This window comes from Cupriavidus sp. FW305-46, assembly GCF_058787075.1.
The window spans coordinates 1-20,999 of record NZ_JBYSZI010000049.1 but is presented as its reverse complement, the minus strand read 5'-3'; the positions used below and the strand labels follow the sequence as shown (position 1 = coordinate 20,999).

The 20,999-nt window shown below is 68.0% G+C and carries 20 protein-coding genes and 1 pseudogene; 4 read left to right on the top strand and 17 right to left on the bottom strand.

The genetic code is table 11. The annotated features are described in order from the left end of the window. Nucleotides 1-8 precede the first annotated feature (8 nt). Nucleotides 9-290 (top strand): annotated as a pseudogene (locus tag AC3WON_RS22250) (adenylate/guanylate cyclase domain-containing protein); the annotation flags it as partial. Nucleotides 291-467: 177 nt separating this feature from the next. Here AC3WON_RS22250 and flgL read toward each other — a convergent pair. From flgL to flgB, 11 genes are all read right to left on the bottom strand, one after another. Then, nucleotides 468-1,697, bottom strand: a complete 1,230-nt coding sequence (gene flgL / locus AC3WON_RS22245; RefSeq protein WP_492318117.1) for a flagellar hook-associated protein FlgL — start codon at nucleotides 1,695-1,697, stop codon at nucleotides 468-470. Between the two features lie 46 nt (nucleotides 1,698-1,743). After that, complete coding sequence (flgK, locus tag AC3WON_RS22240; RefSeq protein WP_492352774.1) at nucleotides 1,744-3,663, bottom strand: flagellar hook-associated protein FlgK; 1,920 nt, start codon at nucleotides 3,661-3,663, stop codon at nucleotides 1,744-1,746. 210 nt (nucleotides 3,664-3,873) lie between these two features. Then, the gene (gene flgJ / locus AC3WON_RS22235; RefSeq protein WP_492318119.1) at nucleotides 3,874-4,917 is read right to left on the bottom strand and encodes a flagellar assembly peptidoglycan hydrolase FlgJ; all 1,044 of its coding nucleotides are present in this window, start codon (nucleotides 4,915-4,917) and stop codon (nucleotides 3,874-3,876) included. Nucleotides 4,918-4,919: 2 nt separating this feature from the next. Beyond that, the gene (locus AC3WON_RS22230) at nucleotides 4,920-6,089 is read right to left on the bottom strand and encodes a flagellar basal body P-ring protein FlgI (protein WP_410054210.1); all 1,170 of its coding nucleotides are present in this window, start codon (nucleotides 6,087-6,089) and stop codon (nucleotides 4,920-4,922) included. Then, complete coding sequence (gene flgH / locus AC3WON_RS22225) at nucleotides 6,073-6,771, bottom strand: flagellar basal body L-ring protein FlgH (RefSeq protein WP_492318120.1); 699 nt, start codon at nucleotides 6,769-6,771, stop codon at nucleotides 6,073-6,075. The genes AC3WON_RS22230 and flgH overlap by 17 nt, the downstream gene beginning before the upstream one ends. Before the next feature lie 11 nt (nucleotides 6,772-6,782). Next, nucleotides 6,783-7,568: a flagellar basal-body rod protein FlgG gene (flgG, locus tag AC3WON_RS22220; protein WP_010812663.1), complete on the bottom strand. Its 786-nt coding sequence runs from the start codon at nucleotides 7,566-7,568 to the stop codon at nucleotides 6,783-6,785. Between the two features lie 54 nt (nucleotides 7,569-7,622). Next, a complete protein-coding gene (locus AC3WON_RS22215) occupies nucleotides 7,623-8,366 on the bottom strand; it encodes a flagellar basal body rod protein FlgF (RefSeq protein WP_492318121.1) in 744 nt (247 codons plus the stop codon). 26 nt (nucleotides 8,367-8,392) lie between these two features. Then, the gene (gene flgE, locus AC3WON_RS22210) at nucleotides 8,393-9,619 is read right to left on the bottom strand and encodes a flagellar hook protein FlgE (protein ID WP_492318122.1); all 1,227 of its coding nucleotides are present in this window, start codon (nucleotides 9,617-9,619) and stop codon (nucleotides 8,393-8,395) included. Between the two features lie 68 nt (nucleotides 9,620-9,687). After that, a complete protein-coding gene (gene flgD, locus AC3WON_RS22205) occupies nucleotides 9,688-10,353 on the bottom strand; it encodes a flagellar hook assembly protein FlgD (RefSeq protein WP_010812666.1) in 666 nt (221 codons plus the stop codon). 55 nt (nucleotides 10,354-10,408) lie between these two features. After that, nucleotides 10,409-10,816, bottom strand: a complete 408-nt coding sequence (gene flgC, locus AC3WON_RS22200; protein WP_010812667.1) for a flagellar basal body rod protein FlgC — start codon at nucleotides 10,814-10,816, stop codon at nucleotides 10,409-10,411. Between the two features lie 24 nt (nucleotides 10,817-10,840). Beyond that, nucleotides 10,841-11,248 (bottom strand): flagellar basal body rod protein FlgB, encoded by a 408-nt coding sequence (flgB, locus tag AC3WON_RS22195; RefSeq protein ID WP_010812668.1) that lies wholly within the window; start codon nucleotides 11,246-11,248, stop codon nucleotides 10,841-10,843. 246 nt (nucleotides 11,249-11,494) lie between these two features. Here flgB and flgA point away from each other — a divergent pair, with 246 nt between their 5' ends. From flgA to AC3WON_RS22180, 3 genes are all read left to right on the top strand, one after another. Then, entirely contained in the window at nucleotides 11,495-12,286 is a 792-nt protein-coding gene (gene flgA, locus AC3WON_RS22190; protein WP_492318124.1) for a flagellar basal body P-ring formation chaperone FlgA, read from the top strand. A 161-nt stretch (nucleotides 12,287-12,447) separates the two neighbouring features. Then, nucleotides 12,448-12,756: a flagellar biosynthesis anti-sigma factor FlgM gene (flgM, locus tag AC3WON_RS22185; protein WP_492318125.1), complete on the top strand. Its 309-nt coding sequence runs from the start codon at nucleotides 12,448-12,450 to the stop codon at nucleotides 12,754-12,756. A 5-nt stretch (nucleotides 12,757-12,761) separates the two neighbouring features. Then, on the top strand, nucleotides 12,762-13,223 hold the full coding sequence (locus AC3WON_RS22180) for a flagellar protein FlgN (RefSeq protein WP_492352773.1): 462 nt from the start codon (nucleotides 12,762-12,764) through the stop codon (nucleotides 13,221-13,223). Between the two features lie 68 nt (nucleotides 13,224-13,291). Here the strand turns inward: AC3WON_RS22180 and AC3WON_RS22175 are convergent, their stop codons facing one another. From AC3WON_RS22175 to flhB, 6 genes are all read right to left on the bottom strand, one after another. Continuing rightward, the gene (locus AC3WON_RS22175; RefSeq protein WP_492318127.1) at nucleotides 13,292-13,729 is read right to left on the bottom strand and encodes a flagellar protein FlhE; all 438 of its coding nucleotides are present in this window, start codon (nucleotides 13,727-13,729) and stop codon (nucleotides 13,292-13,294) included. Further along, the gene (locus AC3WON_RS22170; RefSeq protein WP_492318128.1) at nucleotides 13,729-14,445 is read right to left on the bottom strand and encodes an RNA polymerase sigma factor FliA; all 717 of its coding nucleotides are present in this window, start codon (nucleotides 14,443-14,445) and stop codon (nucleotides 13,729-13,731) included. Before AC3WON_RS22170 ends, AC3WON_RS22175 begins: the two co-directional genes overlap by 1 nt. A gap of 97 nt (nucleotides 14,446-14,542) precedes the next feature. Then, nucleotides 14,543-15,337 carry a MinD/ParA family ATP-binding protein gene (locus AC3WON_RS22165; RefSeq protein WP_492352794.1) on the bottom strand — a complete coding sequence of 265 codons (795 nt, stop codon included), beginning with the start codon at nucleotides 15,335-15,337 and terminating at the stop codon, nucleotides 14,543-14,545. Nucleotides 15,338-15,348: 11 nt separating this feature from the next. Continuing rightward, nucleotides 15,349-17,679: a flagellar biosynthesis GTPase FlhF gene (flhF, locus tag AC3WON_RS22160; protein ID WP_492352772.1), complete on the bottom strand. Its 2,331-nt coding sequence runs from the start codon at nucleotides 17,677-17,679 to the stop codon at nucleotides 15,349-15,351. 10 nt (nucleotides 17,680-17,689) lie between these two features. Then, nucleotides 17,690-19,771 carry a flagellar biosynthesis protein FlhA gene (gene flhA, locus AC3WON_RS22155; RefSeq protein WP_492352771.1) on the bottom strand — a complete coding sequence of 694 codons (2,082 nt, stop codon included), beginning with the start codon at nucleotides 19,769-19,771 and terminating at the stop codon, nucleotides 17,690-17,692. Further along, a complete protein-coding gene (gene flhB / locus AC3WON_RS22150) occupies nucleotides 19,768-20,910 on the bottom strand; it encodes a flagellar biosynthesis protein FlhB (RefSeq protein ID WP_492352770.1) in 1,143 nt (380 codons plus the stop codon). The genes flhA and flhB overlap by 4 nt, the downstream gene beginning before the upstream one ends. Nucleotides 20,911-20,999 lie beyond the last annotated feature (89 nt).

Genomic DNA, 20,999 nt, shown 5'->3' with positions numbered 1-20,999 from the left:
GGGGCTTCGGGTTGCGGATGCGGATCGGACTGAATAGTGGCCCAGTGGTCGCCGGCGTCATTGGCAAACGGAAGTTCATCTACGATTTATGGGGTGATGCGGTTAACACTGCCAGCCGGATGGAATCCCACGGTGTCGCCGGGCGCGTGCAATTGACGGATGCCACGCGGCGCTTGCTTGGAAGAGAGTTCCTTGTGGAAGAGCGGGGAGCCATTGAGGCGAAAGGCTTAGGCACACTTCATACGTGGTTCCTGACTGGCCGAGGTTCCACCATCCTAATAGCACATTAGTTTGCGCAATAACTGGGCTTCCGCCATTGCGCAGCCGCACTGGACCGCACTCAGTGCTCAACGCGATCTACGAGTGCGACTTCTTCCGGTTCAGGTTTAGCGATGTGAGGGACGAACAAAGGTTGGAAAGTTCGTCCCTCACAACAGGAGGCACATCAGCGCCGCGCCCCACCCGCCTTACAGATACTTAAACAAATTCATCCCCTGTATCTGCATGAACGACTGCTGCGCCCCCTGCAGCGCCGTCTGCCGCTGGTAGTACTCGGTAATCGCCTTCGCGTAATCCAGATCCTGCAGCCCCGACAGCGTCTGCGCATACGTCAGGTCACGATTGGATCCCACGTCGTCCAGCGCATCCAGTTCATTCATGCGCGAACCCACCGATGCCCGCACGGTCAGCACGTTGTCGAGCGAGTTGGAGAACTGGCGCGTGGCGGTGGAGATGACGTTGCCGAGATGGGCCCGATCGCTGCTGTCGGGCGTGGGCTGGCGCAGCGTGTCGATCACGGTCTGCAGGTTGGCGAACATGTCGGTGCCGGCCTCGCTGGCGGGAGCCATGGTCATGGTGTCGCCGTCCTTGGGATCGCCGGTCACGTTGAAGCTGACGCCGGCGACGTCGATATGGGCTGGCGACGTGTAGGCTACGGGCCCCTTCACGACCGGCGCGGGGGTCGTGCCTGCCGACAGGTTGGTGATGGTGTACTCCATCTGGCCGCTGGCATTGGTCGCAAACTTGACCTCCATCGAGAGCCCGTAGTCGGGATCGCTCGGGTTCGTGGTCGACACCGTGCCGAACGTGGCGCTGCCGGTGTTGTTGGCATTGCCCTTGACCACATAGCCGGCGCCGCCGGTCACGCTCATGAACACTTCGCGCCCGGTGTTGCCGGCGGGCATCTGGCGCGCCACATCGACCTGCAGCAGTTGCTGGCCGTTGTCGCCGATATAGGTGCCCGGACCTTTGCTCTGCGTGAACGGCGCGCTGCCGGAGCGGGTGCCGCCGAACAGGTACTGGCCGTTGCCGTCGTCGGAGTTGGCCAGACCCACCAGCTGGTTGTACAGGCCTTCCAGCGCCGTGGCCAGCGAGCCGCGGTCGGCATCGCTCATGGTGCCGTTGCCGGCCTGCACCAGCAGCGTCTGGATGTTCTGCGTGACGGTGGTCACCGACTGCAGCGCGTTCTCTTCCGCGGCCAGCGCGATATTGGCCTGCTTGCGTGAGGTAGCGTACTGGCCGTTGACGGCCTGGGCCTGGCTCACGCCCAGCGCGCGGGTGGCGCCGACGGGGTCGTCGGACGGCGTCAGGATGCTGCGGCCGGTGCCGAGCTGCTGCTGGATATGCAGCAGCGAGCCCTGCTGGTAGTTCATCGAAGCCAGGCCTTGCTGGTACAGGGTGGAGCTTGCAACGCGCATATTGGTTACCTCTTCTGACTCTGCTGACGCTGGTGGGTGCCGCCGCTTACCTGCCGATGCCGATGATGGTGTCGAACAGCGTGCCGGCCGTCTGGATCACCCGGGCGTTGGCCTGGTACAGCTGCTGGAAGCGCAGCATCGACACGGTCTCCTCGTCCATGTTGACGCCGGACACCGATTGCTGCGCGGTCTTGATCTGGGTGGTGATGCTGTCCTGCGAGGCAGAGGCGATCTTGACCGACTTGGCACGCGTGCCGACGTCGTTGACCAGCTGGGCATAGCCCTCGCTGAAGCTGGACACGCCGCCGATGGTCTTGGCGTTCTGCAGCTTGGCCAGCGCCAGCATGTTGCCGTTGTCCTTGACCGCGCCGGCGTTGCTGCTCAGCGTGAAGGTGTCGCCCGTCGCGGGCGTGCCGCCGAAGCTGAAGGTCAGGCCGTTGAGGGTGTAGTCGGTATTGCTGCCGTTGGGCACGGGCGTTGGCTGGGTCGCGAGTGGTCCGTTGGCATCGCTGAAGACATAGTTGGCTCCGTCGAACCTGGCGGTGATCGTGCCGGACAGCAGTGAATAGCCGGGCGCGACCTTGCCCAGGCTGGCCGTTCCGTTGCCCTTGTTCGATGCCGCCGCGTCGGCGCGAGCCGGCGATGCCGCGGCGATCCTGGCCGGGTCGCTGATCGCCATGTCGAAGCCGGTGGCGGCATTGCGCGTGGGCTGGATCGTGAACGAATCGTTGGTGCCCATCGCCGCGTTGATCTCGACGGTAAAGCCGTCGGCGCTGAACTGCAGCGGGTAGCTGGCGCCGCCGGCGGGCACCGGCGTGACCACCTGCTGGTTGTCGGAGAGGCGCGTCAGCGTGTAGTTGGTACCGTCGAACTGCAGCTTGTAGTCGCTGGTGGTCAGGGCCGAGGCATTGTCGATCCTGGCCGTTGCCACCGTGGTCTTCACGGTGTTGTTGGCGTTGGGGATCGAGGTCGCGCTACCCAGTTCAAACATGTCGGTGCCAATGGCGCCGTTCAGGTCGATGCCCAGCTTGTGCTGCGCATTGAAGCGCTGGCCGATCGCCAGCGACAGCCGGCCAATGGCACTCTGCGCCGCGTCCAGGGATTCGGTGCGGAACTGCAGCAGGCCGCCCAGCGAACCGCCGGTGATCGCGCCCGGCTCGCTCTCGAACACGTTGCCGTTGGGCAGGGTGTAGGCCACCACGGTGCGGTTGGGATCGGCCGCCGAGGCAACCGCCTTCAGCGCGTACGCATCATTGCCCATCACCAGCGGCTGGCCGTTGCCGACGAAGACGTTGTAGGTGCCGCTGTCCTGCACCACCACCTTGGCGCCGACCAGCTTGGTCAGCTCGGCCACGGCCTGGTCGCGCTGGTCGAGCAGGTCGTTGGGCGGCTGGCCGCCGGAGGCAGCCTTCAGGCGGGTGATTTCCTGGTTCAGGTTGGCAATCTGCTTGGTATATGCGTTGACCTGCGTGACGGCGGTGCCGACCTGCTCGTTGACGCCCGATTGCAGCTGCTTGAAGTAGTTGCTGGCCGAGCGCACCTGCCCCACCAGCGCCTGTCCCGCCGACAGCATTCCCTGGCGCGCTGCCGGATCGGCCGGTGTGTCGGCCACGGCCTGCACCGCCGCGAAGAACTTCTGCATCAGCGGCGCCAGGCCGCCCTTCTGGTCGGCGAGCAGGTTGTCGATCTGGGCGATCTGGTCCGAGTACGCCGCCAGCGATGCGCTGGCCGAGGTGGCGCCGCGCAGCTGGCCGGTCAGGAACTCGTCATAGACGCGGATCACCGTGGTGGTGTTGGAGCCGAAGCCATAGAAACCCTGGCTGGTGTATTGGCCGCCGGCCGAGGCCACGATGGTGTTCTGGCGCGAATAGCCTTCGGTCGCCGAATTGGCAAAGTTGTGGCCGGTCGTCGTCAGCGCGTTCTGCGCGGTGTTCAGGCCGGAAAGACCAATACTGAAGAGAGACATTGTGCTCTGACCCCGGATTGATGGGACTGCCGCGGCAAGGGCCGGCGGTGGTGGATGTGGAAGTTATCGGCTGGTTGGGGCGGGACTTTAGGTGTGGAAGTGGCGCTTTCCAGATCCCGGCTGGTTTGCTCCCCTCTCCCGCGTGCGGGAGAGAGGAGCCGCGTTCATACGGTGTCAGCTACGGCCGGCGCCAGTGCAACACCCCTGCCCTCAGGCCGCCACCTTCTTCATGATCTTCACCAGCTTGTGCCCGTACGCCGGATCGGTGGCATAGCCCGCGCGCTGCAGGCCATGCGCCGCCTCTTCAGCGGACGCCGCGCTGACCACGCCCGCATAGCGCGGGTTGTTGGTCAGCAGGCGGGCATAGTCGGCACAGGCCTCGTCATACGAGCCATAGGCACGGAACTTCGCCCGCACCTTCTGCGGCTGCCCGTCGACATACTCCGTGGTGGTGATCTCGGCCACGCGCCCCTTCCAGCTGGCGCCGGCCTTGATGCCGAAGACGTTGAAGGTGGTGGAGCCGTCGGCGTGCGTGATCTCGCGCTGGCCCCAGCCTGATTCCAGCGCGGCCTGCCCTACGATCAGCCGCGCCGGCACGCCGCTGGCGCGCGCGGCGGCTTCCGCGGGTCCGGCCATGCGGGCGACAAAGGCGCTGACGTGGGCCGGCGCGTCGTCCGGCAGCCTGCCAAGCCGGTCGTCACCCTGGCCGCGATCCGCATAGGATTGCGGCTGATACTGGCGCAGCCCTGCGGTGGGATTCCAGTTCTGCCCCGGCACGATGGTGCCGATGGCAGGCAGGTCGGCCAGCTCGCCGGCGTCGGCAGGCATGGCACCCGCGCCGCGGCTGTCAAGCAGCCTTGCCATCTCGGCATCCGCGGCCTTGCCTGATTCGGCCGGGCTCATGGCATTCATGCCGGCCGGCATCGGCGTGCCGGTGGCGCGCGCCAGCTGGCGCACCATCACATCGGCCAGGCCAATGCCGCGCGACGACATCTGCTGCGCCAGCTGCTGGTCCATCATCGACATATAGAGCTTGCTCTGCTCATTGTCGAACAGGCCATCCTGCGGCGTGGCATCGCGCATGCTCTTGAGCACCATCTGCGTGAACACCGCCTCGAACTGCTTGGCGACTGCCTGCAGCGTATTGGCGTCGGCGCCGCCGCGCGCGCTGTGCTTGAGCGCCTCGAAGCCCTGCGTGTCCAGCGCGAAGCGCTGCGTCAGCTCCGCCGCCTGCGGGGGTCGTGCCGTGTTCATGGTCAGATGACTTCCAGCTCGGCACGCAGCGCCCCGGCCGCGCGCATGGCCTCCAGGATGGTCTGCAGGTCGGCCGGAGTCGCACCCAGAGCGTTCAGCCCCTTGACCACGGCGGCCAGCGAGGCACCCGCCTTGACGATCTGCAGCGAGCCGCCCTGCTGCTTCATGTCGATCTGCGACACCGGCGCCACCACTGTCTGGCCGCCGCTGAACGGCGCGGGCTGGCTGATCACCGGTTGCGTGTTGATCACCACCGACAGGTTGCCATGCGCCACCGCGCAGTCTTCCACGGTCACGGCCTGGTTCATCACGATGGAACCGGTGCGGGCGTTCAGGATCACCTTGGCCGCGGCCTTGGCCGGGGTCACGTCGATATTCTCGATGCGGGCCAGGAAGCCCACGCGCGCAGCCGCCGAGGCCGGCGCACGCACCTGCACCACGCGGCCATCCAGCGCCGCGGCAACGCCGCCGCCCATGGAGCGGTTGATGGCCTCCACCACGCGCTCGGCGGTGCCGAAATCGGTGTCCTTCAGTTCCAGGTTGAGTACGCCGCCATCCGGCTGGAACGGCGCCACCGCGCGCTCGACGATCGCGCCGTTGGCGATGCGCCCCACCGCCAGCTGATTGATCTGCACCTTGCTGCCGTTGGCTGACGCGCCCGCGCCGCCCACCAGCATATTGCCCTGGGCGATGGCATAGACCTGGCCGTCGGCGCCCTTGAGCGGGGTCATCAGCAGCGTGCCGCCACGCAGGCTCTTGGCATTGCCCATCGACGACACCACGATGTCCAGCTGGCTGCCGGGCTGCGCGAACGCGGGCAGCGAGGCGGTCACCATCACCGCCGCCACGTTCTTGAGCTGCATGTTCTTGCCGGCCGGCAGCGTGATCCCCAGCTGCGAGAGCATGTTGGTCAGGCTCTGCGTGGTGAACGGCGTCTGCATGGTCTGGTCGCCGGTGTTGTCCAGGCCGACCACCAGGCCGTAGCCCACCAGCGGGTTCTCGCGCACGCCCTGGAACGTGGCCAGGTTCTTCAGGCGCTCGGCCTTGGCGACGCTGGCAAAGGCGCCAAAGGCCACGCCCAGCGCCAGGCTGATCACGCTCAGGCGCAGCAGGCGGGACAGGAAACGGGCGAGCATCGGAGCAGACATGGCGCGGTCAGAACGGAGAAACATTGAGGAAGAAGCGCTGCAGCCAGCCCATGTTCTGCGCTTCGTCGATCACGCCCTTGGCGGTGTATTCGATGCGCGCATCGGCCACCTGGGTTGAGGGCACGGCGTTGTCGCCGGTGATCGTGCGCGGGTTGACCACGCCGGAGAAACGGATGAACTCGGCACCCTGGTTGATGGCCATCTGCTTTTCGCCGGAGACCACCAGGTTGCCGTTGGCCAGCACCTCAAGCACGGTGACGGTGATGGTGCCGTTGAAGGTGTTGGCCGCGCTGGCGCCGCCGCTGGCCTTGAGCGTGTTGGCGCCATTGATGCTGGCGTTCGAGCTGCTGCTGAACAGCCCGGCCAGCGCCTTGGGCACGGCGTCGAATGCCAGCGACGTGTTGCCGTTGCGGCTGGCGTTGGTGCCCGAGTTCTTGCTGGCGTTGACGTTCTCGGTGATGACGATCGTCAGGATGTCGCCGACATTGCGCGGACGGCGATCCTCGAACAGCGGGTTGCCAGCATACGAGGACGCGAAGATCGAACCGGTGGCCGGCCCCATCGGCCGCGGCTCTGCGCGCGCGGTGGTGGGCAGTTGCACCAGCGGCTCGCGCGGCATCAGCGCGCAGCCGCCGCTGGCCAGCATTGCCACGCCGGCCAGGCAAACCAGCGCATGCGCGCCCAGGCGGGAAAGCAAGGTGGCCATGTTCACACCAGTCAACCCAGTTGCGACAGGCGCTGCAGCATCTGGTCGGATGCCTGCACGGCCTTGCTGTTGATCTCATACGCGCGCTGCGTCTGGATCATGCTGACCAGCTCTTCCACCACGTTCACGTTGGAGGCTTCCACGTAGTTCTGCTGCACCACGCCAGCGCCGTTCAGGCCCGGTACGGTGGTGTTGGGCGCGCCCGAGGCATCGGTCTGCACGTACAGGTTCTCGCCCATGCTTTCCAGGCCGGCCGGGTTCATGAAGGTGGCCAGCTGCAGCTGCCCCACCTGCACGTTGGCGCTGGAGCCCGGCTGCGTCACCGACACGGTGCCGTCGCGCGCAATGGTCATCGACAGCGTGTTGGCCGGGATGGTGATGGCAGGCTGGATCACGAAGCCGCTGGAGGTCACCAGCTGGCCGTTCTGGTCCACCTGGAACGAGCCGTCGCGGGTGTAGGCGGTGGTGCCGTCGGGCAGCGCCACCTGGAAGAAGCCCTGGCCCAGGATGGCCACGTCCTTGGCATTGCCGGTCTGCTGCGGGTTGCCCTGGGTGTGGATGCGCTCGGTAGCCACGGGGCGCACGCCGGTGCCCAGCTGCATGCCGGAAGGCAGCGTGGTCTGGTCCGATGACAGCGCGCCGGGCTGGCGGATGGTCTGGTACATCAGTTCCTCGAACACCGCGCGGCCGCGCTTGAAGCCGTTGGTCGACACGTTGGCCAGGTTGTTCGAGATCACGTCCATCTGCGTCTGCTGCGCATCGAGGCCGGTCTTGGCAATCCAGAGAGAGCGGATCATGGTGGTCCTTGCGTTGGTGCTGGCACGGCGCGCCGTGCCGGTCAGTCATTCAGGTCAGTTGGTCGAGAGCAGCTGGTTGGCGCGCTGCTCGTTGCCGTCGGCGCCCTGGATCATCTTCATCTGCATCTCGAAGCGGCGGGCATTGGCGATCATCTCGACCATGGCTTCGGTCGGGTTGACGTTGCTGCCTTCCAGCGCGCCCGAGATCACGCGCACGGTGGGATCGGCCTCCAGCGGCTGCGCGCCGGGGCGCAGGCGGAACAGGCCGTCATCGCCGCGCGCGATGGCGTCGTTGGGCGGGTTGACCACGCGCAGCCGGCCCACCTGCGCCAGGCCGGCAGAGGCTTCGCCGGGGCCGCGCGCGGTGATGGTGCCGTCGGTGCCGATGGTTACCTGCGAGCCCGGCGGCACCGCCAGCGGACCGCCGTCGCCCATCACCGGCAGGCCGGAGATGGTCTGCACCTGGCCGTCCTGCGCCACCTGCAGCGCGCCGGCACGGGTGTAAGCTTCGCTGCCGTCCGGGGCCTGCACCACCAGCCAGCCGTTGCCCTGCAGCGCCACGTCCAGCGTGCGGCCGGTGTAGGTCAGCGGGCCGGCGCGCATGTCGGCGCCGGGGGTCGAGGCCAGCGCAAAGGCGCGCGTGCCCGCCTCCGGCCCCACCACCGGCACCGCGCGGTACAGGTTGACCTGCGCGCGGAAGGCCGGCGTGGAGACGTTGGCGAGGTTGTTCGATACCGCCGCTTGCTGGTCGAGTATCTGCTTGGCGCCCGACAGGGCGGTGTAGATCATGCGGTCCATGGCGGCGGCTCAGCTCAGCGTGGCGGTCACAGGTTGACCAGGGTCTGCATGACCGTGTCCTGCGCCTTGATGGTCTGCGCATTGGCCTGGTAGTTGCGCTGCGCAACGATCAGGTTGACCAGCTGGCCGGACAGGTCCACGTTGGAAGCTTCCACCGCATTGGAGCGCAGCGTGCCCATGCTGCCGCCGGCCGCGCCGACCAGCGCCTGGCCGGAGGCACCGGTGGCCGACCACACGTTGTCGCCTTCCGGCTTCAGGCCTTCGACGTTGCCGAATGCGGCCATCACGATCTGGCCGAGCGGCTTGGTCTGCTCGTTGGAATAGTTGCCGGTGATGGTGCCGTCGCCATTGACCGAGAAGCCCAGCAGGCTGCCCGAGGTGTAGCCGTTCTGGCTGAGCTGCTTGACGTCGTTGTCGGCGCCGAACTGGGTGGTGCCGGTCAGGTCCAGCTTCATCGCCATGGCCTGCGCGCCGTTGACGGCCGGCTGGGTCAGGGTGACGGCGCCGGCCGCGGGCGACTGCAGAGCGCCCGCGTTGTCGAACGCGAGCGTGACCGGTGCGCCGCCGACCGCGTTGCCGTTGACGTCGGTCACGTACATCCGCCAGTCGGTGCCACCAGCGACGGTCGGGGCGCCTGCCGACTTGGCGAAGTACGCCATCAGCTGCTGCTTGTTGCCCAGCGAGTCATAGACGTTGATCGCCGTGCTGTAGTTGAACATATTGCTGGTCGGCGGCGAGCCGGCCGCACTGGCGAAGGCCTGCGTCGGCACAGTAGCGCGCGAATCCAGCTGGAACTTGGCGGTGATGCTGCTGGTGGCGCGGGGCTCCATCTGGGCGTTGCTGATGACCAGCGGCTGCGGCTGCACGCCTGCGCCGCCAGCCACGCCTGCCGGATAGCCGGTCACTTGCAGGCCCTGCATATTGGTGATGCGGCCGTCTTCCTGGCGCTGGAACTGGCCATTGCGCGAGTAGTAGACCGCGCCTTCCGGGCTGGTCAGGCGGAAAAAACCATTGCCGTTAGTGATGGCCACATCCAGCGAGCGGCCGGAGGCCTCGATATTGCCCTGGTTGAACGACTGGACCACGGAGTTCACACGCACGCCCAGGCCGATCTTGGTGCCCGCGTAGATGTCGGCAAACTGCGCTGCCGATTGCTTGTAGCCAACCGTGTTGGCATTGGCGATGTTGTTGCCAATCACGTCCAGATTGGACGCGGCGGCGTTCAGGCCGCTTACCCCTTGACCGAAACCCATGATTGCTTCCTTTTGACTAGGCTGTCGTTGAAGCCGGCCGGCGCCTGTGCGCTGCCGGCACCTGCGTACTAGAGAATGCGGCGCACGTCGTCGACGTTCGCGGTCTGTCCGTCGCCCAGGTCCACCAGCACGCCGCTGGCGTCGCCGCTGATGCTCTGGACCTTGCCGTAGACCAGCGCCACCGGCTGCACCGAGGTGCCGTTGGCGGTGGCGGTCACCTTGAAGGTGTAGTCGCCGTCGGCCACGGCCGCGCCGGCGTTGTTCTTGCCGTCCCATGCGACGTTGTGCACGCCCGCGGTCTGCCCTTTCATGTCAATGGTGCGCACCACGTTGCCGTCCTTGTCGAGCACGTCGACGGTGACCGCATCCGCGGTCGACGGCAGGTCCAGGCCGAACTTGCCCGGCACGCCGCCTGCCACCGACACCTGCTTGCCCGGCACCATCACGGTATGGCCGATCAGCGCTGCGGAGTCCATGGCGCGGCTGGCGCTGACCTGCGACAGCAACTGCGACAGCGTGGCGTTCATGGTCTGCATGCCGCTGACCGTGCTGATCTGCGCCAGCTGCGAGGTCAGCTGCGCGTTGTCCATCGGATTGAGCGGGTCCTGGTTGTTCATCTGCGTGACGAGCATGGTCAGGAAGTTGTTCTGCAGCTCGGACGCGCTGGCGCTGCCGCTCTTGAGGGCGTCGTTGATGCCCTGGGTGTTGCTGCCTACCGCGGAGGTGGTTGTCATGTCGGTTCGTTGTCTGCGTGCTGGTGGAGGCGTTGCCGATACAGGCCGGGGCTTGTCACTGGCCGATCGTCAGCGTCTTGAGCATCATGTTCTTGGCGGTGTTGAGCACTTCCACATTGGCCTGGTAGGAGCGCGAGGCCGAGATCATGTTGACCATCTCTTCCACCGGATTGACGTTGGGCATCACCACGTAGCCCTGGGCATTGGCCATGGGGTGCGTGGGGTTGTGCACCATGCGCGGCGGCGACGGGTCTTCCGACACGCCTCGCACCTGCACGCCGCCGATGTCCGTCTGCCCCGGCGTGGGCGCCATGCCAAACACGACCTGCTTGGCGCGATAGGCCTGGCCGTCGGGGCTGACCACGCTGTCGGCATTGGCCAGGTTGGAAGCGGTCACGTTCATGCGCTGCGACTGCGCGGCCATGGCCGAGCCCGCGACGTCGAAGATGTTCATTGCCGGCATGCGCTCTCTCCCTTACTGCTCGATTTATTGCTGGATCGCGGCCAGCATGGTCTTGATCTTGGAATTCATCACCGTCAGGCCGGACTCGAAGTGCACGGCGTTGTCGGCGAAGGCCACGCGCTCGGCATCCATTTCCACGGTGTTGCCGTCGACGCTGGACTGCAGCGGGATGCGGTAGGCCAGGTCGAATTCCTCGCGCCCCGGGGCCTGCGCGGGCAGATGGCGCACCGAGGTGGTGGATAGCGACATGCCTTCATTGCGATGGCCGCGCTCGACGCTCTGCGCCAGCGTGCTGGAGAAATCAAAATCGCGCGCCTTGTAGCCGGGCGTGTCCGCGTGCGCGATGTTGGAGGCAATCACCGACTGCCGCTGGTTGCGCAGGCTCAGCGCTTCCTGCTGGAAACGTAGTGCCGCGTCGAGTCTGTCAATCATCCTGGCATCTCCCTGCTCACATGAACGGAGCGAACGACCTTCTTCAGGGTTGCCATCTTAGGCGGCGACCTGTCACGCCAATCGGATGAATAAGGACGGGAAATCCATGCATTTCGGCCCGCCCTCGCGCGAGGGGCTGCCTACAATGGGACCCCGATGACAGATGTAAACGGGGCGCGCAGCCAGTCACGGGGCCGGGCGCCAGGCATGCCGTGCATGCCGTGCCGTCCTTGCCGGGAAGTCCAGATGAAACAGAATCGCCGCAACGCCCGCAGCCTGGCGCAAGCCCTGCTGGCGGCCTGCCTGCTTGGCCCGGCCGCCGCCGGTGCCGCGCCCGCGCAGGTCATGCCCGTCGCCATGCAGGCGCCGGCCGCGCACGGGCAGCAGCAGGCCGCTCATGCAGGCAATCCCGCTGCCAGCCCCTTTGCCGAAGACCCCGCGCGCGTTGCCGTGGAACGCTTCCTGCTGCAGCAGACCGCCGGCCTGCCGGGCAAGGTCAGCGTGCAGGTGGCACCGCCTTCGGGTGGGCGCGCGCCGGATTGCCTTGCGCCCGACCCGTTCCTGCCCGCCGGCACGTCGCCGTGGGGCCGCGTCTCCGTCGGCGTGCGCTGCGGCGGTGAGCGGCCGTGGGTGCGCTACATGCAGGCGCGCGTGGCGGTGCTGACCGATTACTACGTCGCCGCGCGCGCGCTGGGCCCGGGCGAGCCGGTCGGCCAGGCCGATATCGAAGTCCGCCAGGGCGACCTGGGCACGCTGCCGCGCGCGGTGATCACCGACCCGGCGCAGCTTGCCGGCGCGGTCACCGCCAACCGTATTGCCGCCGGCTCGCCGATACGCGCCGACCTGCTGCGCAAGGCCATCGCCGTGCGCCAGGGCCAGACCGTCACCGTGGCCGTGGAAGGCGATGCCTTCCAGATCACCAGCGAAGGCAAGGTGCTGGCCGACGCCGCCACCGGCAACACCGTGCAGGTGCGCCTGCGCAGCGGCCAGGTGGTCAACGGGCTGGTGCGCAGCGGTGACACCGTGGTGCTGCAGTAACCCCCCGAAAGTGCCTTGATCGTGGCCAAAAGACTGGAAACCCGTGGCGGGCGGCATGCGAAAATGCCGCCGAAACCGCCGCGCGGCGAAATCGGGGCGAGCGCCCTAAAGAATTCGCCGGCGCGACCGTAATGCCATAGGAAACCAGCAAGGAACGCCCCGTGAAGATCAACCACACCGCCTCGTCCCGGCCCGCCGACGCCCCCGCGGACGCCGCCGCCGCCCGGCCCCAGGCCGCGCCGGCCAGCGCCGCGGCGCCGTCCGCCGGCCTGAGCGTCAGCCCGCTGGCCGCCCAGGTGCGCGACATCAGCGCCCGCCTGACGCAGCCCGCGGACGACGATATCGACACCGCCAAGGTCGAAGAGATCCGCCAGGCCATCGCCGAGGGCCGGATCAGGATCGACCCGGGCAAGATTGCCGACGGCCTGCTCGCGACCCTGCGCGAGCTTGGCCAGGCTGAACCGCGATAGCCCAAATGAACCAGAGCCTGATCCAGTCCCTGCAGCGCGAAACCGAAGGCATCCAGGCCTTCGGCCAACTCCTCGCCGAAGAGCGCGACGCCCTCAAGCGGGGCGACTTCCAGTCCCTGAGCGGACTGCTGACGCGCAAGGTTGAACTGGGCCAGGCCCTGTCCCGCCAACTCAAGGCCCGCGAAGCCCAGATGGGCGCGCTGGGCCTGCGCGCCGGCCCCGAAGGCCAGCTGCTCGGCCGCCAGGTCGAACCGGCGGTGGCCGATGCCTGGCGCGGGCTGATCTTTGCGGCCCGCACCGCGCGTGACGCCAATGCGCTCAACGGGGCGGTTGTGGACGCCCATCTCGACTTCACCCGTGAAGCCATCCAGGCGCTGCGCCAGCATAGTGGCGGGGATGCGGGGTTGTATGGGAAGGATGGGAAGGCGGCGGCTGGGGTGGGTGGGGTGAGTCTGGCGGCGGGTTGAGGGGATCGCCAGATGTTCCGTTCTTTCGTCACTTATTCAGAAGTGACGAAAGAACGGAACATTCACTCCTACCGAAACCCCACCACCACCTCATTACTCCGCCCCTGAAGCACCGGCACCAGGCTCCCCTGCCCCGGCACCCGGAACGCAAATACAAAGCCCTTGGTGGCATCATCCCCGAAGAACGCATCGGTCTTCCCTTCCGCCTGCGGCAGCAGCACGCAGCGCTGGGCATTGCAGAGATAGGCTTGCAGTTCCAGCGGTGGGGTCTTGGCGAAGCTGTAGCGCCAGCGCACCGAGGTGATGACCCCTTCTGACTGCGGCAAGACGCCGGTGGGCAGGATCGGCGGCGACACCGCGCGCTGTCCGCGGCAGTGGAGTGCCGGCCCGTTGACCGATCCGGTCCAGGCATGGCGGGTGCCGCCCTCAATGGCGGCCCAGGCGCAGGCCGATACGGCAGCCAGCAGCCAGCAAGCGCCGCGCGCGGCGCGGCCCAGCGCCTGCATCACAGCAAGCCGCGCAACTGGTTGCGCAGCCGCGTGATCGCCTGGCCGCGGATCTGGCACACGCGCGACTCGGTCACATCGAGCACCGCGCCGATTTCGCGCAGGTTCAGTTCCTGGTCATAGCACAGCGACAGCACCAGCTTTTCGCGCTCGGGCAGGCGTTCGATGGCGCGCACCAGTGCCTCGCGCATGCCGCTTTCCATCAGCACGGTCAGCGGGTTGCCGTCATCGCTGCCGCCAAGGTGCCGGTCCAGGAAGTCTTCTTCGCCGGAGCGCTCGAAATCCTCGTAGTGCAGCAGCTGGCAGCCATAGACCTCATTGAGCAGCAACTGGTATTCGTCCAGCGCCATCTCCATGGCCTCGGCCACTTCGGAGTCGACCGGTGCGCGCCCGAGCTTCTGCTCCAGCCCGCGCTGCGTGCGCTCGATGCGCCGGGTGAACTGGCGCAGGCTGCGCGACTGCCAGTCGTTGGCGCGCACCTCGTCAAGCATGGCGCCGCGGATACGCTGGCTGGCATAGGTTTCGAAGCGCGCGCCGTGGGTGTCTTCATAACGCTTGGCGGCATCCAGCAGGCCGATCATGCCGGCCTGGATCAGGTCGTCGATCTGCACGCTGGCAGGCAGCCTGGCGGCCAGTTGCAGGGCGATGCGGCGCACCAGCTGTGCATGCGCCTTGACCACATCGGCCTGTTCGAGCTTTCCCTGGATCGTGTACATGGTGCAATTCTCGTGAATGCTGGATTGCTGGACCGCCGCAACGTGCGGCGGGGGCTGGCTCAGGGTCTGGTTCGGTTGGATGGCATGGCTGGCAGGCTCAGGCCATTGCGGCTGCGGGCGCGGGGGCGGACGTGTCCGCGCGCAGCGGCCAGGCGCCGATGCTGCCGGCGGTGCGGCGCAGCGCGGTGGTGGCCGGCGCCGCCGGAAACGCCTCGACCACGCAGCGCCCCAGTTGCACGCCGCGCGCCACCAGCGGGTCCGACGGCAGCCAGCCCGCGCACAGCGCCTCGACGCCCAGGTACTGGCTGGCCGTGCGCGCCAGGTTGCGCAGGATCGCCTGCACCGTAGCCTCGCTCGCCGCCATGTTGACGATCAGGTGGAACTGGCGCCAGGCATACAAGTGGTGCAGGCGCTTGATGCAGGCATAGGCGGCGGTGATCGACGCCAGCTCAGGCCGCATCACGATCAGCACATTGTGCGCGCTGCCCGCTAGCGCCGACAGCGCGCCGTCGGCATCGACGCAGGCATCCACCAGCACGCTGCGGAAACCGCTCGCAGCAGCAGCCGGCAAGGCGCTGCCCGGCACAGGCCGGCCAGCCTGCAGCACCGACAGCACGCCACCGGGACCGGTGCCTGCCGCAGCGTCCAGCGGCAGTCGGCCTGCGCTGACATCGGCCAGGGTGCCGGCGGGCCTGGCGCCGGACAGCCGCGTGGCGCGCGCCGCGGCGGCGTCTTCGTCGACCAGCAGCACGCGTTCGCCCTGCATGGCCAGCGCGTGCGACAAGCCCAGCGCCACGGTGGTGGCGCCGGCACCGCGTTCGCTGGCGACCACGGCGATGCGGCGCGTCGTGCGCGGCGCCAGCATCCGGCGCAGGCTCTCGGCCTGGTCCATGGCGAGGGCGCTCACTGCAGCACCTCCATCGTTTCAGCGGACACGGCGCTGCCGCGGCCCGGATAGTTTTCCAGCACGTCGAGCAATGCCAGCATGCGGCCCATGCCTTCATTGAGCACCGTGCCCGGCACCGGCACGCCCTGGCGCACGGTGCGGCCAGCCAGGCGCGCGAGGAAGGCGGGCGCGGCCGCGGTCGGCGCGTGTTCCAGGCGCAGCACGGACAGGCCCAGCTGCAACGCGGCCAGCGCGGCGCCGGCGGCGTGGCCGTTTTCGGCGTCCTGGGCGAAGTGGTCGATGGCGTGGCGCAGCGTGCGCAGGCGCGCATCGGCTGCGTCGGTCCACAGGGCCCAGCGCGCTACCTGTGCGGCGTCCTGCGCCAGCGCCGGATCGCACAGCAGGTAGCGGGTATCCAGCAGTTCGCCGGTGGCGCGGTCGGCCAGGCGTGCCACCACCAGGCAGGCATCGATGCCGCCTTCGGGCGTGCCCTTGCCACGCGCCGGGCTGTCCGGCACGCGCACTTCGGCGCTGGCCAGCCAGCGCACGGCTTCACGCTCGCGCACGGTGTCCTCGCCCACGGCGTGGAAGGTCAGCGTGTCGGCCAGCGCATCGAGCTTCCAGGCGGCGCCGGCGCTGACCACGCGCGCGGTCTTGCGCGCGCCGCCCACCCAGCGCTCGCCGGCCTGCTGCCAGCGCGCCAGCGTGGCGGCGGTCGGCACGGCATCGATCAGGTTGACCACCTTGCGCGCGGCGCTCATGGCGGCGCGCAGGCTGGCGGCATCGGTCTCGGCCTCGCCCAACGGCTGGCCGGCACGGCCGGTCGGGGTCACAGTGGCGGCCAGCGGCATGCCGTCGCGGTCGGCGAGCCACAGCGTGTGCTGCATCGGCTGCGGCGTGCGGCGGCCGGGCACGGCCACTTGCAGCGTGGCGGCGCAGGCCAGCACGTACTGCTCGCACTGGCGGGTCACGTCGCGGCAGACCGCTTCGCGCACCTGCTGCGACATCGCGCGCAGGGCGGGCGCGCCGGCGCTGCGCTGTTGCCACAGCGAGCGGGCCAGGTCGAAGCCCAGGCCCGCGCCGTTGAGTTCGGCCACGCACTGGCCCAGCGCGTCGGCGCTGTCGGTCAGCGAGCGCAGCACGTCGGTGGCGCCACCGCGCACAGTTGTCTCTTCCCCCGCGCCAGCGGCGGCACGGCGCGCGGCATCGGCATCGGCAAACACCGAGCCCCGGCGCGGCGTCAGGAAGGCGCGCTCGACCAGTGCGGTGCTGTTGGCCAGTTCCAGGTGCTCGGGCACGCGCTGCCCGGTGGAGGCATAGAAGACAGGCAATCGGTGGCGGATCACCACGTCCAGCACCGATCCCAGGTGGGTGGCTTCGTCCAGCTTGCTGATGATGCAGCCATCGATGCCGCCGCCATCGGGCGCGGCGTCATGGCGGTAGGCATGCACCACTTCATTGAGGGTATCGCCGTGGCTGGCACCGTTGAGCAGCAGCACGCGCTGCACCGGCGCCGGCACGCCGGCCAGCATCGCGATCTGTTCCGACAGGCTGCGGTCGCGCTGGCTCATGCCGACGGTGTCGATGATCACCAGGTGCTTGTCCTTCATCGCCGCCAGCGCGAAGCGCAGGTCGGCGGCATCCTTTACCGCATGCACCGGCACGCCCAGGATGTCGCCGTAGATGCGCAGTTGCTCGTGCGCGCCGATACGGAAGCTGTCGGTGGTCAGCAGCGCCAGCTTGTCGGCGCCGTGGCGCAGCACGAAGCGCGCCGCCAGCTTGGCCGTGGTGGTGGTCTTGCCTACGCCGGTGGGACCCACCAGTGCCAGCACGCCGCCTTGCGCGAACAGGCTGTCCTCATCGCCCAGCACCGGCAGCTTGCTTGCCAGTTCGGTGCGGATCCAGCCCATGGCCGCGGGGCGGTCATAGCCCAGCGGCAGCCGCGCCAGCAGCGTGCGCGCCAGTTGCCCGGAGAAGCCGGCGCCGACCATCCATTCAAACAGGGATTCGCGCAGCGGGTCGCTGGCGGCCACGCCGTGCGCTGCCGCGCTTGGAACCGCGCTTGGGGCAGGGCTGATCCCGGCCAGCTGGCGCTCCAGCATCGCGCGCATCGATTGCAGCTCGCCGCGCAGGTCGCCGATGGCGGCGGGTTCGACCACCGGCGCGGGTGGCACGTAGACCTGCGCGGTGGCCTGCACGCTGCCCAGATCCATATCGCGCATGGCGACGATCTCCACGCCGCCCTCGACGGTGCGGTTGGACAGCACCACGGCGTCCGGACCCATGGCTTCGCGCACCTGGCGCATGGCTTCGCGGCCGTTGGCCGCGACAAACTTGGCTACGCTCATCTTTGACTCCTCACGCGCCGATCATGGCGGTGATGCGGATATTGCGGTTGTCCGGGACTTCGGCATGCGACAGCACCCTCAGCTGCGGCATGGTGCGCCGCAGGAAGCGCGCCATCAGCGGGCGCAGCTGCGACGGCACCAGCAGCACCGGGTCCATGCCCATCTGCTCCTGGCGCGTGACCGCGCCCTGGGTCTGCTGCAGCAACGCATCGGCCAGGCCCGGCTCGATTCCGCCGCCATTGGTCAGCGCCTGCGACAGCACGCGCTCCAGGCCGGCATCGAGGCCGATCACCTGCAGGTCGGCATTGTTCGGGAACAGCTGCTGCGTGATGGCGCGGCCCAGCGCCACACGCACCATCGCGGTCAGCTCGTTCGGGTCGCTGATCTTGGGCGCGTGCTCGGCCACCACATCCAGGATGGTGCGCATGTCGCGGATGGGCACGCCTTCGTCCAGCAGGTTCTGCAGGATCTTCTGCAGCGCGGTCAGCGAGATGGTCTTCGGCACCAGGTCTTCGGTCAGCTTGGGCGAGTCCTTGGCGATGCGGTCCAGCAGCGCCTGCACCTCCTGGCGGCCCAGCAGCTCGGCGGCGTGCATGTGGATCAGGTGGTTCAGGTGCGTGGCCACCACGGTGCTGGCATCGACCACCGTATAGCCAAAGGACTGGGCCTGCTCCTTGATGCCCGCATCGATCCACACCGCCGGCAGGCCGAAGGCCGGATCGCGCGTGGCCGCGCCCGGCAGCGTGCCGCTGACCTGGCCGGGGTTGATCGCCATCCACTGGCCCGGCATGGCTTCGCCGCGGCCGATCTCCACGCCCTTGAGCGTGATGCGGTAAGCGTTGGGCTTGAGTTCGAGGTTATCGCGGATATGCACCACCGGCACCAGGAAGCCGATCTCCTGCGCCACCTTCTTGCGGATGCTCTTGATGCGGCCCAGCAGCTCGCCGTCCTGCGCGCGGTCCACCAGCGTGATCAGGCGGTAGCCCACTTCCATGCCGAGCGGGTCGACCAGCGTGACATCGTCCCAGCTGGCTTCGGTCGATTCCTGCGCCACCGCCGGGGTGCGCTCTTCGCGCTGCCTGGTCTGCGCCTGCGTGGCCGCGCGGCGAGCGACGTAGCGGCCCATCCACACCAGCACGCCCGCCAGCAGCAGGAAGGCAAAGTGCGGCATGCCCGGGATGATGCCCATCAGGCCGATGATGCCGGCGGTCAGGTACAGCACGCGCGGGTTGGCGAAGAGCTGGCCGGTGAGCTGCTCGCCCACGTCCTGCTCGTTCGACACCCGCGACACGATCACGCCCGCGGCGGTGGAGATCACCAGCGCCGGGATCTGCGCCACCAGGCCGTCGCCGATGGTCAGCAGCGTGTAGTTGTGCACGGCGGTGCCGAAGTCCAGGTCGTGCTGCACCATGCCCACCACCATGCCGGCGGCGACGTTGATGAACATGATCAGCAGGCCCGCCACCGCGTCGCCGCGCACGAACTTGCTGGCACCGTCCATGGCGCCGTAGAAATCAGATTCCTGCGCCACTTCGGCGCGGCGCTTCTTGGCGGCGGCTTCGTCGATCAGGCCCGCGTTCAGGTCGGCATCGATCGACATCTGCTTGCCGGGCATCGAATCCAGCATGAAGCGCGCGCCGACTTCGGCGATACGCCCCGCGCCCTTGGTGATCACCATGAAGTTGATCACCACCAGGATCGCAAACACCACGATGCCGACCGCGAAGTTGCCGCCCACCAGGAAGTGGCCGAAGGCCTCCACCACCTTGCCAGCAGCGTCCGGGCCGGTATGGCCTTCCAGCAGCACCACGCGCGTGGACGCCACGTTCAGCGACAGCCGCAGCAGCGTGGTGAACAGCAGCACCGCAGGGAAGGCGGCAAAGTCCAGCGGCTTCTGCGTGTACATGCTGACCAGCAGCACCATGATCGCCAGCGCGATATTGAAGGTGAACAGCAGGTCCAGCACAAAGGCCGGCAGCGGCAGGATCATCATCCCCAGGATCATGATGATCAGCAGCGGCCCGGTCATGGCCTTGAGCTGGCCGGCGGAGCGCAGGCCGGGCAGGTTGAACAGGTTGCTCAGAGCGTTCATTCGCGCATTTCCGGTACGGCGAGTTCATCGGGCACCGGCAGGTCCGCGGGCGCCTGCGGCTGCGGGCCCTGCGAGTAGTGCCAGTGCTTCAGTTGATAGACCCAGGCCAGCACTTCAGCCACGGCGGTATAGAGTCCGGCGGGGATTTCCTGGCCCAGCTCCACGTGGCGGTGCAGCGCGCGCGCCAGCGGCGGGGCCGACATCAGCGGCACACGGTGCTCGGCAGCCAGTGCGCGGATGCGGGCGGCAATATCGCCGGTGCCTTTGGCCACCACGCGCGGCGCGCCCATGCGCCCTTCCTCGTAGCGCAGCGCCACGGCAAAGTGGGTGGGGTTGGTCACCACCACGTCGGCCTTGGGCACCTCGGTCATCATGCGGCGGCGCGCCATGGCGCGCTGCTGCTGGCGGATGCGGCCCTTGATATGCGGGTCGCCCTCGCTTTCCTTGAATTCCTGCTTGACCTCTTCCTTGGTCATGCGCAGCTTCTTGAAGAACTCCCAGTACTGCCACGGCACGTCGATGGCCGCCACCACCAGCAGCGACAGCGACACCACCAGGCAGCAATGCATGACCAGGTCGACCATATGCAGCAGCGCTTCCTGCACCGGCGCATTCATCAGCGCGATGGCCTCGGGCAGGCGCTTCCACAGCACCCAGGCGCCGACGCTGCCTACCAGCAGCGACTTGGCCAGGGCCTTGAGCAGCTCCACCAGCGAATGCGCGGAGAACATCCGGCCCAGCCCCGCCAGCGGCGACAGGCGCGAGAACTGCGGCGCGAAGGACTTGGTCGAGAACACCCAGCCGCCCAGCAGCAGCGGCGCGGCCAGCGCGGCCACGCCGAACAACAGCAGCAGGGGCAAGAAGGCCAGCAGGCTGTCCCACGCCATCAGGGCGAAGCGCGACAGCATGCGCGAGGTATCGAACGCCGTTGCCGGCTCGAAGCGCAGCGCCCCCTGCATCACCTGGTTCAGGCTGCGGCCCAGATGGCCGCCCAGCGTCCACAGGCCGGTCACGCCGGCGATCAGCATGATGAACGTGGCCAGCTCGCGCGAACGCACCACCTGCCCCTCCTCGCGCGCCTTTTCCAGGCGCCGGGGTGAGGCGGGTTCGGTTTTCTCGAGGTCGCTTTCTTCGGACATCCATGCTCCGTGCGAAGCGGCAGGCCGCTATTCGTCAGCAGGGATTATCGAAGCGTGGGGGGGTTCCCATTCCTGGGAAAAGGCGGGGG